General features: G+C 31.7%; 15 protein-coding genes. 7 read left to right on the top strand and 8 right to left on the bottom strand.

Annotation, left to right across the window (positions count from 1 at the left end; all coding sequences use genetic code 11):
• Window positions 1-40: 40 nt before the first annotated feature.
• Entirely contained in the window at window positions 41-694 is a 654-nt protein-coding gene (locus tag KTC94_RS09555; protein WP_220320450.1) for a hemolysin III family protein, read from the bottom strand.
• Between the two features lie 351 nt (window positions 695-1,045).
• On the opposite strand from KTC94_RS09555, the gene KTC94_RS09550 reads away from it, so the two are divergent.
• From KTC94_RS09550 to KTC94_RS09535, 4 genes are all read left to right on the top strand, one after another.
• The gene (locus KTC94_RS09550) at window positions 1,046-1,636 is read left to right on the top strand and encodes a DUF1836 domain-containing protein (protein ID WP_165413627.1); all 591 of its coding nucleotides are present in this window, start codon (window positions 1,046-1,048) and stop codon (window positions 1,634-1,636) included.
• Between the two features lie 178 nt (window positions 1,637-1,814).
• Complete coding sequence (gene pepT / locus KTC94_RS09545; RefSeq protein ID WP_216303948.1) at window positions 1,815-3,041, top strand: peptidase T; 1,227 nt, start codon at window positions 1,815-1,817, stop codon at window positions 3,039-3,041.
• A 281-nt stretch (window positions 3,042-3,322) separates the two neighbouring features.
• Window positions 3,323-4,609, top strand: coding sequence for a S1C family serine protease (locus KTC94_RS09540; protein WP_216304583.1), 1,287 nt, complete (start codon window positions 3,323-3,325; stop codon window positions 4,607-4,609).
• 172 nt (window positions 4,610-4,781) lie between these two features.
• Window positions 4,782-4,973, top strand: coding sequence for a hypothetical protein (locus tag KTC94_RS09535; protein ID WP_165413630.1), 192 nt, complete (start codon window positions 4,782-4,784; stop codon window positions 4,971-4,973).
• A gap of 137 nt (window positions 4,974-5,110) precedes the next feature.
• Here the strand turns inward: KTC94_RS09535 and KTC94_RS09530 are convergent, their stop codons facing one another.
• Together KTC94_RS09530 and KTC94_RS09525 are read right to left on the bottom strand one after the other, a co-directional pair.
• The gene (locus tag KTC94_RS09530) at window positions 5,111-7,111 is read right to left on the bottom strand and encodes a fructose-1,6-bisphosphatase (RefSeq protein ID WP_216304582.1); all 2,001 of its coding nucleotides are present in this window, start codon (window positions 7,109-7,111) and stop codon (window positions 5,111-5,113) included.
• A gap of 258 nt (window positions 7,112-7,369) precedes the next feature.
• Window positions 7,370-9,043, bottom strand: a complete 1,674-nt coding sequence (locus KTC94_RS09525; protein WP_220320451.1) for a SulP family inorganic anion transporter — start codon at window positions 9,041-9,043, stop codon at window positions 7,370-7,372.
• A gap of 409 nt (window positions 9,044-9,452) precedes the next feature.
• On the opposite strand from KTC94_RS09525, the gene KTC94_RS09520 reads away from it, so the two are divergent.
• Complete coding sequence (locus tag KTC94_RS09520) at window positions 9,453-10,469, top strand: MarR family transcriptional regulator (RefSeq protein ID WP_216304580.1); 1,017 nt, start codon at window positions 9,453-9,455, stop codon at window positions 10,467-10,469.
• 137 nt (window positions 10,470-10,606) lie between these two features.
• On the opposite strand, the gene KTC94_RS09515 is transcribed toward KTC94_RS09520, so the two are convergent.
• Window positions 10,607-11,506, bottom strand: a complete 900-nt coding sequence (locus KTC94_RS09515; protein ID WP_258280758.1) for an IS3 family transposase — start codon at window positions 11,504-11,506, stop codon at window positions 10,607-10,609.
• On the bottom strand, window positions 11,500-12,183 hold the full coding sequence (locus tag KTC94_RS09510) for a helix-turn-helix domain-containing protein (RefSeq protein WP_258280590.1): 684 nt from the start codon (window positions 12,181-12,183) through the stop codon (window positions 11,500-11,502). The genes KTC94_RS09515 and KTC94_RS09510 overlap by 7 nt, the downstream gene beginning before the upstream one ends.
• 342 nt (window positions 12,184-12,525) lie before the next feature.
• Between KTC94_RS09510 and KTC94_RS09505 the strand changes: the two genes are divergently transcribed.
• Both KTC94_RS09505 and KTC94_RS09500 read left to right on the top strand, forming a co-directional pair.
• A complete protein-coding gene (locus tag KTC94_RS09505) occupies window positions 12,526-13,095 on the top strand; it encodes a LemA family protein (RefSeq protein ID WP_216304635.1) in 570 nt (189 codons plus the stop codon).
• A gap of 43 nt (window positions 13,096-13,138) precedes the next feature.
• Window positions 13,139-13,969, top strand: coding sequence for a YgcG family protein (locus tag KTC94_RS09500; RefSeq protein ID WP_369811902.1), 831 nt, complete (start codon window positions 13,139-13,141; stop codon window positions 13,967-13,969).
• A 295-nt stretch (window positions 13,970-14,264) separates the two neighbouring features.
• Here the strand turns inward: KTC94_RS09500 and KTC94_RS09495 are convergent, their stop codons facing one another.
• The 3 genes from KTC94_RS09495 to KTC94_RS09485 form a co-directional block, all read right to left on the bottom strand.
• Window positions 14,265-14,729 carry a class I SAM-dependent methyltransferase gene (locus KTC94_RS09495; RefSeq protein WP_220320384.1) on the bottom strand — a complete coding sequence of 155 codons (465 nt, stop codon included), beginning with the start codon at window positions 14,727-14,729 and terminating at the stop codon, window positions 14,265-14,267.
• A gap of 537 nt (window positions 14,730-15,266) precedes the next feature.
• Complete coding sequence (locus KTC94_RS09490; RefSeq protein WP_220320383.1) at window positions 15,267-16,421, bottom strand: glycerate kinase; 1,155 nt, start codon at window positions 16,419-16,421, stop codon at window positions 15,267-15,269.
• 43 nt (window positions 16,422-16,464) lie between these two features.
• Complete coding sequence (locus KTC94_RS09485) at window positions 16,465-17,787, bottom strand: 6-phospho-alpha-glucosidase (RefSeq protein WP_220287252.1); 1,323 nt, start codon at window positions 17,785-17,787, stop codon at window positions 16,465-16,467.
• Window positions 17,788-17,804 lie beyond the last annotated feature (17 nt).

Here is a 17,804-nt window from a genome sequence, read left to right as displayed (position 1 = left end):
CTAATGGAATTATATTTTTAAAATTTTTACTATATTAAATTTAGTTAATGTACATTATGTACTTAAACATAAGTATAAAATGACAAAGGCTTCCAAGCATAATAAAAATATGAAATATCTCGTGAAATCCAAAAAGCTTTAGGTTTATTTTGGGACGTTTAGTAGCGTATATAACAGCTCCTACAGTATAAAAGAGCCCACCGGCTAGTAGCCAGATAAATCCACCTAAGGATATAGCCTTTATAATAGGGACAATAGCAATGACAGAAATCCAACCCATTAAAATATAGAATCCAGTGTATAGCGATCTAGGGGCATCAAACCAAACTATCTTCAAAATAATTCCTATAAGAGCTAAAATCCAAATACCAAAAAAAAGGAGGGTTCCAATGGTGCCTTTTAAAGCGATTAAGCATATAGGAGTATATGTCCCTGCTATTAGAACATATATCATAGAATGATCTACTCTTCTAAGTATTTTTATAACCTTTTGTGAAGATAAGGACTGGTGATATGTTGAACTCGCACAATAAAGGAGTATTGAACTTACCCCAAATACTGCAAGTATAATAGTGTTATACATATTTGAAATGATTAAGGAATATTTAATTAGAAGAATTAAACCTATTAGGGATAAAAAAGCGCCAGCTAAGTGTGTAAGGCTGCTTACAGGTTCTCTAAATTTTGATAACAAATCACTCACTCCTTTAAAATTAAAATTTATTATTTAAATCTAATGATTTTAAAAAATAAGGATAAACTTTTTGTAACATTTACTAGTTAAATATAGGTTTCAGTTATAGTAAGTCGATATATAGTTTTTGAAACTATATTAGCTATGTATTAATACTACATTATAAAGTGATAAAAATCAATAGTAATAATATTAAATTTATAGTTAATATTGTAACATCTAAGATGATGATTTAATTATTACAAACACCATCAAACAAAAGTCATAAGTTAGAGTGCTTATAATTGTAGATTATTCATAATTGTGGATTATGAGTAATCTATGCTATATAATGAAGGCGAGGTGGAATAAATGGATTATAACAAGGAAAGTCTAAATGAATTAGTTGAAGAGATTATAGGAACAAAAGATATCAATTTAATGGAAATACCGTGCGTAGATTTATATATGGATCAGGTTACAACTTTTTTTAATGAAAAGCTTGGAAGTCTTAGAAGAAATGAAGAAGATAAAATTCTTACAAAAACTATGATTAATAATTATACTAAAGGTAAGGTTTTGATGCCAGCAAAAAATAAAAAATATACTAATGAACATATGATTCTGCTGACACTTATCTATAATTTGAAGCAGACTATATCAATTAATGATATTAATACAATATTTGATCCTATTATTGATATAAAAGCTCCTCAAAGTATGAGTATTCCATTAAAAGATTTATATAATAATTTTTTAGCAATTAAAGAAGTTCAAAATCAAGAGTTTGCAGAAGATATAGATAAAGATACCGAATTTATAAAAGAGAGAATTAAAGAAATGGGAAAAAAAGATGGGGAGTTAATAGAATTAATATTAATGATATTACTACTTATTAATAAAGCTAATATGCAAAAGAGAATGGCGGAAAAATTAATTGATAACTTTTTGAAAAAAAAATAATAAATTTTGTACATATTTCATTTATGGAGTTCTGATATAAAACTTAGTAATGAAAAATAAACTATTAACAGTTATTTTATTTAAATATGCTTATAAAAAGTGTTTAAAATTCGAGCTAATTGTAATATAATGGTATATATCTAGTGAATTAGTTTATGAATGATAAGGAGATGAGCATATGTCAAAAGTTGTAGAAAAATTTTTAAAGTATGTTAGTTACGATACTAAATCTGATGAGGAATCAACTACGGTTCCAAGCACAACTGGCCAAATGAGACTTGCGACAGAATTAGTTAAGGAATTAAAGGCAATGGGGCTAAAACAGGCAAGTGTAGATGATAATGGATATATAATGGCGACTGTCCCCGCAAATGTACAAAAAAACATACCAACTATAGGATTTATAGCACATATGGATACCGCTCCAGATATATCAGGAAAAAATGTTAACCCTAAATTTGTGTACAACTATGATGGCGAAGACATAATATTAAATAAAGAAAATAATATAGTACTGTCTCCAAAAGATTTTCCGGAACTAAAGAATTACGTAGGGAAAACCCTTATAACCACCGATGGAACTACGTTACTGGGGGCTGATGATAAAGCAGGAATTTCAGAAATAATGTCTGCTGTAGAATATTTAATAGAAAACCCCCATATCCCACATGGTACTATTCGTATTGGATTTACACCAGACGAAGAAATAGGCCGTGGTGCAGATATTTTTGACGTGAAAAAATTTGATGCAGATTTTGCATACACTATGGATGGAGGAACTATCGGAGAACTAGAATATGAAAATTTCAACGCCGCAGGAGCAAAAATTTGTATTCATGGAAGAAATGTTCACCCGGGTTCTGCGAAAGGAAAGATGATTCACTCTACACTTATAGCAAACGAATTTGTAAATTCAATGCCACAAAATGAGACACCCTCAAATACAGAAGGTTATGAAGGATTCTATCATTTGATTAGTCTTAATGGTGAAGTTGAGGAATCAAAACTTCAATATATTATAAGGGATTTTAATAGTGAAAGATTTGAAAATAGGAAGGTATTTATCAAGGATGTAGCATATAAACTAAATAAAAAATATGGTAATGGTACAGTTGAAATAGATGTTAAGGACCAATATTTTAATATGAAAGAAAAGATAGAGCCGGTTAAACATATTGTAGATACAGCATTCTTGGCTATGAAAGAAGTAGGGATAAATCCTATAACGCAACCTATTAGAGGCGGTACGGATGGTGCAAGGCTTTCCTTTATGGGACTTCCAACGCCCAATATATTCGCAGGTGGACATAATTTCCATGGTAAATATGAATTCATTCCAACATTTGCTATGGAAAAAGCTGTTGAAGTGATACTTAAAATAGTTGAGTTATATGCTGGTAAATAATACGGTGAATCTTTACAATAAAGAAAACCATTATATTTTTATATAATGGTTTTCTTTATTATTTCATCATCTCAAGCGATGATGAAATGTCGTTAAACAAATAATATTAATTAAAAGTTTGTTAACAAGTTTGTCACTAAATTGTAACATAAAGGTCTTAGAATGTAATTAAAGATAAAATAAAAAAAAGTATATATAAATCAAATTTTATTATAATGTTTGAGGGAATAATAGTTAATGACTAATATCTATACACCGGGGTAAATGAGGAGGAAAATAATATGAGCGACGATACAAATAACAATGAAACGAACGAAAACATAATCCATAGTGAAGGGGTTAACGAAAAACTTACGGTAAATGCAGATAATGATGGGTATAACGAAAAAGAAAGTGAAAACACTAATCTTAAGCTAGAAAATATTAATTATACGGAAGTAAACAATAAAAAGGTGAAAAAAAATAAATGTGGGATGGGTAAGAGAATATTATCTTACATAATAGTAGGTATAGTATGTTCTGCGCTTGGAGGTGTAGGTTCTGCTGTTGTAACAATGAATATGATTAAGGACACAAGAACGACTGGTACACCTGCAACTAATACACCGGCGTCTAGTAATTCAAATGTAAAGCTTACTACTGCTAATAGTACAGAGGAGTTAACTACACCTGAAATTGTAAAAAAGGTAGGGCCCGCTGTAGTTGCAATTTCTACAAATACATCTAGTGTAAGTAAGGATGTTAGGAGGCAAGATCAACAGCAAGAAGGTGTTGGAACTGGAATAATATTTAGTAAAGACGGATATATTTTAACTAACTATCATGTCGTAAGCGGGGCTCAGAATATTAAAGTTATGCTTAGTGATGGAAAGGAAGTTTCTGCAAAAATAATCAACTATGATGCTACAGCTGATGTAGCTGTAATTAAATTAGCTGATAATACTAATGTTCCAGGTGTGGCTGAATTTGGAGATTCAGATACGCTTCAGGTAGGGGAATCTGTGGTAGCAATAGGTAACCCTTTAGGGAAAGAATTACTGGGGTCTGTTACTAAAGGAGTTGTTAGTGCAGTTAATAGGCAAATAAGTATTGAAAATAAAGATTTAAAGTTCATTCAAACGGATGCAGCAATTAATCCAGGTAATAGTGGTGGCCCGCTTGTGAATTCTAAGGGACAAGTTATAGGGATAAATACTGCTAAAATAGGTCAAGAAGGAGTAGAAGGATTGGGGTTTTCAATACCGATTAATACAATAAATCCTAAAATTGAGAGTTTGCTTAAACCGGTTCTTAACATAGGAATTTCTTGCAGAGACATCACTGAAGATATTTCAAAGGAATACAATATTCCAGTGGGAGTATACATTGCACAAATTAAAGAGTTTAGTGCCGCAGAGAAATCTGGAATGCGAGTAGAGGACACAATTATTAAATTTGATGGTAAAAAGATTAAAACTGTGGAAGAAATAAATAAGATTAAAGGTACACATAAAGCAGGTGACATAATTAAAATAGAATTGGTTAGAGAAGGAAAGACGATAAAAGTAAATTTAACACTTTCTGAGTAAATTTAACGACATCAATTCGCGGCTCCACAGGAGATGATTTAATGTATAGGATAAATAAAAGAAGCAGGGAATCATACGATTCTCTGCTTCTTTTATTTATTAACAAATTTTTAAATTTAAAACACATAAAAAATATCTTTTGTGGGAAAATAGCAGTGAAGGAGTGATGAAAATGGAAATGAACACCAGAGACACTATTATGAAAAAATTATTAGATGCACAAGAAAATACTAGAGATTATCAATCATTTGCAAGAGAAGTATCGGAAGAAACAGTAAGTAATACATTTAGGGAATTTGCAGAACAATCTGCAATGCAAGCTCAAAAATTGCAAGAATTATTAAATGTGCATGACGGAAAGTAGAAATATTAGCTATTTAAATTAAGTTACTTATAACTCATATTATATTGCAGCCCTAAAAGTGATAATTAACAAGGGTAAAGCCACTTGGCTCATTGAGCATCAGGTGGCTTTAAATTCTAAGTTTTATAAAACTCTTTTTATAAGTTTACTCGTTGTTCTTTAATAAGTCCTTTTCTGTATGCTGTAAGAAGCGACTCTAAATCTTTAATTTGATCCTGAATGTCGAGACCTACATCCGTATCTATTACACGTATACGATACGTAGATTTTTCTAGAACTATAGTAGAAGAAAGAATATCCTTACCTTCATCGATAGCCTTTTGCGTAGATTCAAAAGGTGCATGGGATGCTAAAAGCAATCCATAGGAATTATAAATAAGTGTATAGCCTGCGATGCCTGTTTCTGGTTGGTAAGCCTTAGAAAAACCACCATCAATAACTAAAAGTTTACCATTAGCTTTTATAGGACTCTCTCCTTGTATAGTTCTTACAGGAACATGACCATTTATAATATGTGAATCATGGGGGTTTAACTCAAATTCAGCCAATATATTATTGCATATTGTTTCATCATCCCTATATTTATAGTATGGATTTTTAACTTCTGTATGAGCGCTTTTGTCATTTATAAAATATCGCTCAAAGGTAGTCATTCTATCCTTTCCAAATAAAGGCGAATTACAACCACACCACAAATACCATATGGTGTCCAAAGCATAAAGCTTAGATTCTGAATTTGCTTTCCCAAAATAGGCTTCTCTTGCGACACGTTCAGTTCTATCTATATAGGATTTTCCACTATAAGTGATGTTATCTATTTTCATTTTCTTAAAACTACCATCATCAGTCAGTGCAACGCATCCATGATAAAGCAAATTGGAGTTATATCTTAAGTACATACTACCTTTAGAATATAAGAAACGTATATGCTTTTGGAGCTTTTCACTATTTGAGAAAGAGGATTTAAGTTTGTCAATAAGTTCCCTTTCCTCTTCAGATAATTTATAAGGGTTACTTGGATCTATAGTTGGGAAATTAGTATCGTTTAGCGTATATTCTTTTCCCTCAATTTTAATGATACCCTTTTCATAGTCTATCTCATCAAGAAGTAGCCTGTCCTGCATTTCATAATTAGGACGCCTTTTTATTATCGCACCTTCAAGCTTAAATTGAATTATAGAAATGGCTTTATGCATTTGAGACATTAGGTTAAGGTCTTTTTCTCCATAATTATCTTCAGAAAGAACTTTAGGCTTAAAGGATTTACATGGGTCATCCTTATAAAAATGTAGAGCGAAGGTTGCCAGGGGCAATAAGTTAATGCCATAACCTTCTTCTATAGTATCTAAATTTGCATACCTCGTTGAAATACGAAGAACAGTAGCAATACAACTTTCAGAGCCGGAGGCTGCTCCCATCCAAAGTATATCGTGGTTACCCCATTGTATATCAATAGAGTGGTAACGCATAAGGGTATCTAAGATTATATGAGCTCCAGGTCCTCTATCATAAATATCGCCTAAAATATGAAGCCTATCTACAGTAAGCCTTTGAATTAGGTTTGAAATAGCAATTATAAATTCTTTAGCTCTCCCAATTTTAATTATGGTTTGAATAATTCCATTGTAATACTCCTGTTTATTAAAAGTGCTTTGTTGTTCGTGAAGTAATTCTTCAATAATGTACGAAAAATCTACAGGCAGTGCTTTCCTGACTTTAGATCTAGTATATTTTGAGGAGATGGTTCTACAAATTTTAATAAGTTTATGAAGAGTGATTTTGTACCAATCGTCTATATCATCCTCTTCTTTAAGCGCTAGGTCTAACTTTTGTTCAGGGTAATATATAAGGGTTGCTAGTTCTTTTTTTTCACTATCTCTCAGTGAATTACCAAAAATATCATTAATCTTTCTTTTGATTACGCCAGAGGCATTCCTAAGAACATGGTTGAAGGATTCATATTCGCCATGAATATCTGTAAGAAAATGCTCAGTTCCTTTAGGTAGGTTTAAGATAGCTTGTAGATTTATTATTTCGGTACAAGCATCTGGAATTGTGGGATACTTGCTAGCCAACAACTTAACATATCTCAAATCTTCCTCTATAGCATCAATTGGTGTCTCACTAGAAAATATCATTTTTGACTCTCCTTTATAATGGAAATAATTCTATTGGGGTAGCCCATTTAATATAAAGGCTACAGTTAATAGTATAATACATTTATATAGATTATTGTAATATTAAAGCAAAATATTTTTTATTTTAAATATAGGTTAATTACAAAAATATGATTTTGGAGAGTACTTGTATTTGAAACAGGTAGGGCTTAAACAATAAAAAGTACACTGACTTATGCCAATGTACTTTTTAGTATAGGTAAGATATCTCTTACTATTTTATAAAATTTGATGTTTTAATGAGACTTTAGGAGTTTTCAGTAGTAAATTAGCCCTAGCAATAGCTTCTTCAACATTACTGCAGAAATTTTCTTTTCCTAGAATATCTATAAACCCATATTTTTCAAGAACATTAGTAGGCTGTTCTTGAAGATTTAATATTATTAACTGAGTGTGATGTTTTGTGCAAAGGGAGTGAAGCATTTTTAAAGCGTGGTATCCCGTAGCATCTATAGCAGGTACATTGGGCATTTTTACAATTAAAATTTTAGTAGGAATACCTATTTCTCTAATAGCATGTACAAATTTATCTGCTGCACCGAAAAAGAAAGGTCCATTAATTTCATATAGAGATACATTTTCTGGAGTCTTTATGCTATCTATAAGCTCTACTTGGTCTTCGTCTTTATGTTCATCTAGAACAAATCGTACGTCTGTAACATCTGCCATTCTTCTCATAAATAGCAATGATGCAAGAAGTAAGCCTACTCCTATAGCGATTACTAGATCGAGGAAGAGTGTCAAAAAAAAGGTAACTAAGAGCACTAAAGCATCACTTTTAGGAGCTTTAAATATTTGCTTAAAGGATTCCCATTCTCCCATATTGTACGACACTATAATTAATATTGCTGCCAAAGACGACATAGGTACAAGTTTTACATATGGCATAAATAATAAAAGTATTACGAGCAGTGCTAAAGCATGAACAATACCCGCAACAGGAGTTCTGCCACCGTTTTTTACATTAGCGGCAGTTCGTGCTATTGCACCAGTTACAGGAATGCCTCCCACAAGACCAGAACAAATATTAGCAAACCCTTGAGCTACAAGTTCCATATTAGATCGGTGTGAACCACCAATCATACCATCAGCGACTACTGCAGATAGTAAGGACTCTATACCACCTAAAATTGCAATTGTTAGAGCTGGAAGCATGAGTTCTTTTATCATACTAAAAGAAGTATGAGGAAGAGAAATACTGGGCAATGAACTTGAAATCTCACCAAACCGGCTTCCGATAGTTTCTATATTTAAATTAAATAAAAGGGTTAATATAGTGGCTATCACTATCGAGACAAGCGTCCCTGGAATTTTTTTATTTACTTTAGGCCAAAATATAATTATTAAAAGTGAAAGAATACCAATAATCATACTATGCATGTTTAAAGTGTTTAAATTATTAAAGTAAGCAATCCATTTAGGAACAAAGTCTGAAGGCACGGTTTGCATGGTTAGCCCAAAGAAGTCTTTAATCTGAGTGGAGAAAATAATAATAGCGATACCGCTTGTAAATCCGGTGGTAATAGGGTAGGGAATAAATTTTAACATACCACCAAATTTAAGAAGTCCCATTATTATAAGAAAGATGCCTGCGAGTATTGTCGATACAATTAGGCCATCGATGCCATATTTTTCAACAATACCAAATACAATAACTACAAAAGCACCAGTAGGACCACCAATTTGAACCCTGCTTCCTCCAAGCAAAGAGATTACAAATCCGCCGACGATTGCTGTATAAATCCCTTTTTCGGGAGAGGCACCAGAAGCTATGGCAAGAGCGATAGATAAGGGGAGAGCAATAATAGCAACAATAATTCCAGCAACAAAATCTTTGATGAACTGCTCTTTAGAATAATTTTTTAAACAGGTAAATAGTTTTGGGACGAACATAATTTTCACTCCTCTATTTTAATTAGCATTCGAATATTAAAAATAACTATAAAAGAGTATTATTTTAATTAGCATTCGAATATTAAAAATAGATACATATGAGTACTACTTTACTCCAAATATAATTATTTTTAATATTATTATACTTGAATATTACTTTACTCCAAATATATTAGTTTTTGATATTAAAATTCTATAAACAACAAAACTGTATTTAGGTATACGTGATATTAAATACTGTATAACATATTTATTATATCATATTTTACACAAAAAAAATATATTTTGTTATAAGAGAAAATCCTTTTATTGATTTGGTATAACATTTTTGATACAATATTGAATGTTAGATAGGCGTGTGAAATAATAAATCCTATTAATGCTAAACTAACATATAAGGGGACATATTATGGAACAAAATGAGCATTTGTTTAATATACATTCGTTATATAATCTAGCGAGATATGCTTTTTTAAAAATTGAATCTAATTACGCAAGGATGGTAGAAACTTCAGGTATAACTTTGCCACAACTTAGAATTCTTTGGATTATCAAAGTGTTTCCAGGAATTTCACTTAGTAGCGTCGCAAGGATTGGATGCTGGACTTCGCCTACTGTTAGTAATATGATTAAAATTTTGATGAGCAAAAATTTGATATTTAAAGAAGAAGCTAATAATAAAAAGGCATATAAATTTCAATTAACAGAAAAGGGTAATTGGTTTATTTATATAAATAAACAGGATAAGAAAAAAAAGATCTATCTTTTTGACTTAATAGGATTATTTTCACATAAGGAATTAGATTTTATTATAGAAATTTTTACTGGAATTATAATAAAAGAAGACAAAGAGTTTATTTTTGATTATATTGAGAAGCTTAATGAAATGAATTTAAAGATTGATTTAACAGATTTTGATACAAATGAAGTTAGTATTATAAAAAAGACTATTAGTGTATATAATCTTTTAAGAACATTCATATTAACTATTAAAAGCAATCATAGTGAACCACTTAAGGAATTTAATGTAACTTATGCTCAGCTTAGGGCATTGTGGATAATTGCTGCATTCCCAGGTATTACATCAAGTGAATTAAGTGAAATTAGCTTTTGGTCACCTTCTACAGTTCATGTAATAGTAAAGAATTTAAATAGTAAGCATTTTATTCATAAAGAAAAAGCTCTAATAAAAAATGCCTATTACTTAGATATATCTCAGCAAGGTGAAGTGTTAATAATAGAAGATTATAACAAGAATCAAAAAACTTTACTAATCTTTGAAGAATTGAAAGAGATTAGTTCGCAGGAAATTTTAAAGTTAAATTCTCTTTTAGTGAGAATGAATGTTAGATTAGGAAATTACAAAACAGAAGAATACATAAAAAAAACCTTCGCGTTTATTGAAAGCAGTGCATTGGGAGAGTGAAAATTTAGGGTCTGTTTAAGAATGCTAGATAATTTAGTAAAATAAAGGAAGCCATAATGAACTGCCCCCTGTCAAGTAGACAGTGGAAATAATTAAAGATTTTATGTAAGGCGTCTATCATTTGGTAGGCGCTTTATTTATGCTGCATTACCTAATAGATATCGCTGATATTCCATTGGTGTCATGCACTTTAAACGTTTTTGATAACGTCTATTATTATAATATTCTATATAGTCTTCAATCGATTTCTTTAAGCTTTCATAGTCTTCAAATTTATGAAGATAATACATTTCTGTTTTTAAGATTCCCCAAAATCCTTCCATTGGACCATTATCAATACAATGCCCAACCCTCGACATGCTCTGTATCATTCCAGCTTTTTTTAGTTTTTCTTTAAATATTTTTGAAGTATACTGGAAACCTCGGTCACTATGAAATATTGGTTTAGCATCAGGGTATACTTTAACAGCAAGATTAAAGGTTTGATAAACCAATTGGTTATTATTAGAATGACCAATGACATATGAAACAATACTTCTATCACCTAAATCAAATATTGCACTTAGATAAGCCTTTTGTCCACTTCTCCCATATTTAAACTCGGTTACATCTGTAAGCCATTTTTTATTGACTTGTTCTGCTTTAAAATTTCTATCCAAAATATTTTCTGCAGTAACTTCAGGAGTTGACTTAATATAATTATATCTTTTTTTTCTGCATACGGATTTTAATCCTAATATCTGCATCAGACGATAAATTCGTTTATAATTAACTTTTTTATTATATTCTCTACGGATTTTAATCGTCATCTGGCGATAGCCTAAGATACCGTCTTTTTCCTCATATAACTCACAAATAAGCTTTAATAATTCTTCGTTTTTCAATACTCGGTTACTTTTTTCTCTGTGTAGCCATTTATAATATGCAGAATGGCTAACGCCGCCTATAATGCACAACTCAGTTATAGGAAATTTATCTTTGTTAGATAATTCTTGGATTGCAAGATAAGTATCTTCGTATCTAGCTTCGCTTAATATCGCCTTCTTTCTATCTCTTGGATTTTTTTTAGAAGAGCATTCTCCATCCGTAATCTTCTATTTTGTGCTTCTAAAAGCTTGTATTGAGCTTTTAGCTTTTCATCTTCTGTCATTAACTCTTCAGCCTTTGGCTTTCCACGTCGGTCCAAAAGCCCTTCAATACCAAACTGATTATACTTCTTCATCCAGGTATAAATCTGAGGATAAGATACCTTATATTTTTCAACAGTTTTATTATAACTGTTATTGTTTTCAATACAGTACTTTATGATTTCAATGCGTTCAATATAAGAAGTTTTGCGTCCTTTGGTCATGATTATTTTTCCTCCTGTTCCAGAAGATTTTATGTTTTCATGACCATTATACTTCTTTATCCAATTGCATAAAACTGTATTTGACGAAATATGATACTTAATGCATAAATCATTCAGTGAGCCATGCCCATCAAGATATTCTTTTACAATGTTAATCTTGATTTTGGCAGTATAAGAAGTATTTTTGCTAGAATGTTTTAACCCAGCTTCACCTTCTGATTTATATCGTATTACCCATTTTTGAAAAGAACTCTTATGTACTTGAAGTTTGTTGCATAAACTTAACATACTAGCTTTTCCATTTAAATATGATGTTACAGCCTTAATTTTTTGTTGGTCTGATATAGTTGATTTTCTTCCCATAAAAAAATAGCCCTCCTTATAGTAAACAGTTTTATTATTTTAACTGTCTACCATAAGGGGAGCATATCATAATGGGTTCCTTTATTTTATATTCCAATCAGATTTTACAATTATTTAAAATTTAATAAAAGGTTGTTAACCAAAGGATAAATTTAAATAATATATTTTTGAAATAATACATAATTTTAAAGAATAAATAGCAAATTAGTATAGTACGCTTAATGAATTCATAAATTATTATATAAGGATAAATTTGCTTTAATAATTATATCTATTATAATTAGATACATGAAATAGTTAATAACTATTATATATTCTATAAAACAAAAAGGTGGTATAGAAATGAATAAAACATTAAGAACGATTGCAATTGTTGCAGCAATATTTCTAGTAATAACAATGCCTATTATTGGAGGTTACAATAAGATTGTAAGTTTAGAACAAAAGGTAAAAGTTACAGAAGGAAACATAGATACACAATTGCAAAGAAGGTCTGATTTAATTCCTAATTTGGTAGAAACGGTGAAAGGCTATGCATCTCAGGAAAAAGATATATTTATAAAAATAGCAGATGCCAGGGCTAAACTTGCAGGAGCAAAAACGGTGCCAGATAAAGCGCAAGCGGATAGCGAACTTGGAAGTGCGGTTTCAAGGCTATTAGTAGTTGTAGAGAATTATCCGGATTTAAAATCTAGTCAGAATTTTAGGGACTTAACGGTAGCTCTTGAAGGTACAGAAAATAGAATAGGAACAGCGAGGCAGGATTATAACACAAATGTTTCAAGTTACAACAGCACAATTAAAAAATTCCCGACGAACATTATTGCAGGGATTTTTAGATTTGATGAAAAGGCATATTATAAGGCTAGTGAATCAGCTAAAGTAGTACCAAAAGTTGACTTTACTAAGTAGGAGATAGAATATGAAGACTTATTTAATGAAATTAATTAGGAACATTCATAATTTTTCATCAAGCATGATTACGAAAGCAAAAATCAGCACAAAAGTTATTTTTGCAGTTATGATAAGCGTATTTTTACTGAGTCAAGTAACAGTTATAAATATAGTGAATGCAGAGACCAAATATCCTAAAGCTACAGAATTAAAATATGTTAATGATTACGCTGGAGTGATAAATAGTAAATCTACAGAATATATTTTGTCAGTAGGTAAGGAATTAGAAGCCAAAACAGGTGCACAGGCTACTGTTGTGGTTATAGATTCGCTGCAAGGAGAGCCTATAGAAGCGTATACTACTGGGATTTTTAGAAGTTTTGGTATTGGACAAAAGGGTAAAAATAATGGGCTATTAATTTTATTATCAATGAAAGAAAAAAAGTGGAGAGTTGAGGTAGGTACAGGTCTAGAAGGGGCTGTTACGGATATATACTCCTCAAGGGTTATGAATGATTTTGCAGTGCCAAGATTTAAGCAAAATCAATATGGAGAGGGTCTTAGGGCAGCATATTCAGCTTTAGCAGATAATATAGCTAAAGAATATAATGTAAAACTAGATAAGAACGTTAATGTTCCACAATATGTTGAAAGTTCAAACGTCTCTAAAAAGGGAAGTGGAATTCTAGGAATAGGATTTATCGTATTAGTTTTTCTTGACTTTGTTCTTAATAGAGGAAGAATAACCAGATTTATTATTACATTGCTATTTTGGAGTTCAATCGGTAGACGTGGTGGCGGAAATGGTGGTGGCTTCGGAGGTTCCGGAGGTGGCTCTGGAGGCTTTGGAGGAGGATCATCAAGTGGCGGAGGATCTTCTGGAGGTTGGTAATAAAATAATTTGGTGGAATTAAATATTAAAAAGCAGAAAACAATGTGTTTTCTGCTTTTTAATATTTACAAATAATCACTATGAAAGCTTATGAGTGGTATTGGTATCGAAGGGGTAATTATCAGGTTCTAAAGTGCTATTCGCAACCTCTGCATCCATAAAGGAGAATAAGCAAACGAATTCCTATGCTTTAATTTTACCTTATCTGCTATATAAGATTAGAAGTTAATGAGCATATTATTTATAGTGTAGTCCAGTTTGTTACTCCTGTAATTACTAAAGGTGTATCAAGTATTCATGTACTGTGCAGATTGGTAGGTTTTTCTGATAATACTGATTGAATACGATTTTGTTTGTCAGAACCAGTGGCCGGATGGTCAAGTTCAAAAATTTGAATGTTTGATGCCCAATCAGGCTGACGATATGCAAATGTATCATAACCGGCAGCGAAAATTACATATTGTTTTGCGCCAACTCTCACAGCATTTTCAAGTGCTTTCTCCGCAAATGCTGATCTACCAAGTGGAGTTGGAGATAATTGATTATCTACAATCCAATGTAATGCTTCTTTCTGTGTACCGTCAAATAATGGATTGAAAAAATTGATTCCTTTTGACATGTTACTTGAAATTTGTTCGTATTCATTCTCAGTTAAAATGTCTTTTGCCAAGTAATCATCAAATACTTTTTCTGTATTTTGTACTGAATGATATGCCCTTGAAAATGCGCTTATCAATGCGGTCATGCTTTTTTGATCCATAAAATTATCACCTCTAATAATTAATACCATTTCATTATCAACAGTACAAGACTTGAAATTTTCCTTATTTTGTGGTATAATATAGGATGAAAATATAAAAGTTTACAAAATAGTAACATTTATAACGATGGCTTTTAGAATTCAGTAGAATAACAAAAGCCATCGCATCTATGAAAGAGTATATAAAAAACAAAATTAATAAATAACCATGAAAAGAGACAAATGACGTGAAATAAAAATTGAACTAAACCGCTAACAGCGGTGGCAGACGAGTGCTAATACGTTAATTTAATTTTTACTTAAATAGAATATAAAGAATTATCTTAAGTAACTAAGATAATTCTTTATTAGAAGGTGCACTTCCTACATACTTTTATTGTCGAAATATTAATAAGGGGAACCGAGATACGCGTAAAACCGGTAATTTAATGTAAAAGTTTTCCATCAAATTACCGGTTCAATTATTTCCTCATCAAGACTTCCCCATTCTATTACACTCGAAATTTTCCCCACAACAACTGTTGGTTCTGCTATAATTTACTCTTTTACGTTAAAATACAATACTTTTATCAATCTAGCAATATTTTCAGATGCTTTTTTAATGCTATTATATCCATCTTTCAGCGCTTCCTCTAAGTTTTTAGGCTTATCTACTATACCAAAAACTGAAGTTACTCCCATTGAGTATAATTCGTCTATATCATCTCCAACTTTGCCAGCGAGCACAATGGTTGGTATATTATACTTTTTAGCAATGTGTGCAACTCCAGCTATGGTTTTTCCATACTTTGTTTGGCCATCTATACTTCCTTCACCAGTTATAATAAAATCTGCATCTTTAATTCTCTCCTCAAATTTAGTGTGCTTTATAACTAAATCTACACCCCTTAATAAACTACCATTTAATAAAAGGAAAGCCCCACCTAATCCGCCTGCAGCACCGGTCTTTGGTATATTAGAAATATCAAAGTCAAAGGTTTCTACTAATGCCTTGGCAAAATTAATCATTCCAAGTTCGAGTTCATCTGCAATTTCGCCTTTGGCACCCTTTTGAGGTCCAAAAACTTTAGTTGCCCCATTTTCCCCAACAAAAGGATTTTGGACATCACAGGCTACTTCTATACTTATTTTTTTTAGTCTAGTATCCATCTTAGAAATATCTAATTTATGAATTTTAATTAACTCTTTTCCACCAAGTCCTAATTCATTACCCTCCGTATCTAGAGCTATCACTCCTAATGCTTGTAACATCCCTAGACCTCCATCGTTTGTAGAAGATCCTCCAAGTCCAATTATTAAGTGATCTGCTCCTTTATTCAAAGCATCAAGAATCATTTCTCCAACTCCAAAAGTTGTTGTAAACATTGGATTTCGTTTAGAGTGTTCCACTAAATACAGCCCACAAGCTTCTGCCACTTCAATTACTGCCTTTTTTTCTTCTACTAACCATCCATATCTAGCCTCTGTCTTTTCACCTAAAGGACCTGTAACTATTACGTTTCTAAATTCTCCTTTTTGAGCATTTACTATAACCTCAGAGGTCCCTTCCCCACCATCCGCCATAGGAATAATATCAAATTCTGCATCTTTAAAGATACTCTTTATGCCACTTTTCATAGCATGGGATGCTTCAAATCCACTTACACTTTCCTTAAAAGAATCAGGTGCAATCACAAATTTAAGTTTTTTCATTATATCCCCTCTTTATAAATCGCTTATAAATCAATTGCAAAGTTTATTTAAGTTCTGGCCAATATCCTTTATTTGCTAAAATTAACGCATCAAGTACTTTACGTGCTTTTTCAGCAGATACTACTGTTCTATTTAAAGTTAGAGCTTGCAAAGCTTTTTGGTATGAACCTTCCATATATGCATCGACAGTTAGCTTTTCATAAGCTAATTGACCCTCCATTAATCCTTTATAGAAAGTAGATATATTTCCTACAGCGAGGGGTCTTGGTCCATTAGATGTCATTACAGCTGCTACTTCTACCATTGCATCATCTTGAATATTTGAAATCACACCATTATTTTCAGTTATTACTATATATATACGTTGTTTATTATAAGCAATAGACTGGGCAACTTCTATCATGAATTCACTATGTGCATCATTGTGTACAAGTACCGAACCTCTTGAAGTACCCACTTGTGTAACTCGTATGCATTCTTCAAACACTTTTCTTTCTCTACCATCCATTACTTCATTAGCACGAGTATAATTTGGATCTGAGTGTGCTACTTTTTCGCTTGGATATAAATAATATTGTAAGTAGGTATTTGGAAGATACTCTGGGAAGTCTTTAAGCATCTTTGAAACATTCTCATAAGTTGCAAGCCAAGATTTGTCGCGTTGCTCTGCATCAACAGGCTTAAACCCATTTTCACATATTAATTCTCTTAACTTTGGAGCTAAGTCTGTTCCATCTTTATCAAATAAATGTGTAAACCAACCAAAATGATTTAATCCAAAGTAAACTGGTTCAAACTCACTAGAATCCATTCCTAAAATTTTACCGTAAGATCTTAATAAATTTACAGGTTGATCACACATGTTCAATATTTTTTTATCATCCGGAAATACTCTTCTAACTGCCTCTGCCACTATAGCTGCTGGATTTGTATAGTTTAAAATCCATGCATCTTTTGAGTATTTACGGATATCATTAATAGTGTTTATCATATCACCTATAGAACGTAATCCATAAGCAAATCCACCTGCACCACAAGTTTCTTGTCCTACAAGCCCCATACTTAATGGTATTTTTTCATCTTTTTCACGCATTTTAAATCCGCCAGTTCTCATCTGCATAAACACAAAATCCACGTCTTTATAAGCCTCTTCTACATCTGTTGTATAATAAAATTCTAATTCTGGATAGTTTTCTGAAAATAACACCTTTGCAAATTCACCAATAATTGATTGTCTTTGCGCATCAATGTCAAACAGGACTAACCTATTCATTGGGAATGTTTCTTTCATTTTACATAGGCTTTGTAATAGTCCTGGAGTCCATGTACTTCCTCCCCCAACTAGCGTTACGTTAAACTTTTTCAATTGAATCACTCCTATTT

Source organism: Clostridium sp. CM028, assembly GCF_030585565.1.
Lineage (GTDB): Bacteria > Bacillota > Clostridia > Clostridiales > Clostridiaceae > Clostridium_AD > Clostridium_AD estertheticum_B.
Note: the sequence above shows the minus strand (reverse complement) of the source record. Positions and strands in the feature narration are given on the sequence as shown.

What these genes read in the sequence shown, in the direction of transcription:
- KTC94_RS09520 (WP_216304580.1), top strand. Translation starts at nt 9,453, where the DNA reads ATGGAACAAAATGAGCATTTGTTTAATATACATTCGTTATATAATCTA.
- KTC94_RS09530 (WP_216304582.1), bottom strand. Translation starts at nt 7,111, where the DNA reads ATGATATTTTCTAGTGAGACACCAATTGATGCTATAGAGGAAGATTTG.
- KTC94_RS09505 (WP_216304635.1), top strand. Translation starts at nt 12,526, where the DNA reads ATGAATAAAACATTAAGAACGATTGCAATTGTTGCAGCAATATTTCTA.
- KTC94_RS09550 (WP_165413627.1), top strand. Translation starts at nt 1,046, where the DNA reads ATGGATTATAACAAGGAAAGTCTAAATGAATTAGTTGAAGAGATTATA.
- KTC94_RS09495 (WP_220320384.1), bottom strand. Translation starts at nt 14,729, where the DNA reads ATGGATCAAAAAAGCATGACCGCATTGATAAGCGCATTTTCAAGGGCA.
- pepT (WP_216303948.1), top strand. Translation starts at nt 1,815, where the DNA reads ATGTCAAAAGTTGTAGAAAAATTTTTAAAGTATGTTAGTTACGATACT.
- KTC94_RS09490 (WP_220320383.1), bottom strand. Translation starts at nt 16,421, where the DNA reads ATGAAAAAACTTAAATTTGTGATTGCACCTGATTCTTTTAAGGAAAGT.
- KTC94_RS09525 (WP_220320451.1), bottom strand. Translation starts at nt 9,043, where the DNA reads ATGTTCGTCCCAAAACTATTTACCTGTTTAAAAAATTATTCTAAAGAG.
- KTC94_RS09540 (WP_216304583.1), top strand. Translation starts at nt 3,323, where the DNA reads ATGAGCGACGATACAAATAACAATGAAACGAACGAAAACATAATCCAT.
- KTC94_RS09535 (WP_165413630.1), top strand. Translation starts at nt 4,782, where the DNA reads ATGGAAATGAACACCAGAGACACTATTATGAAAAAATTATTAGATGCA.
- KTC94_RS09510 (WP_258280590.1), bottom strand. Translation starts at nt 12,183, where the DNA reads ATGGGAAGAAAATCAACTATATCAGACCAACAAAAAATTAAGGCTGTA.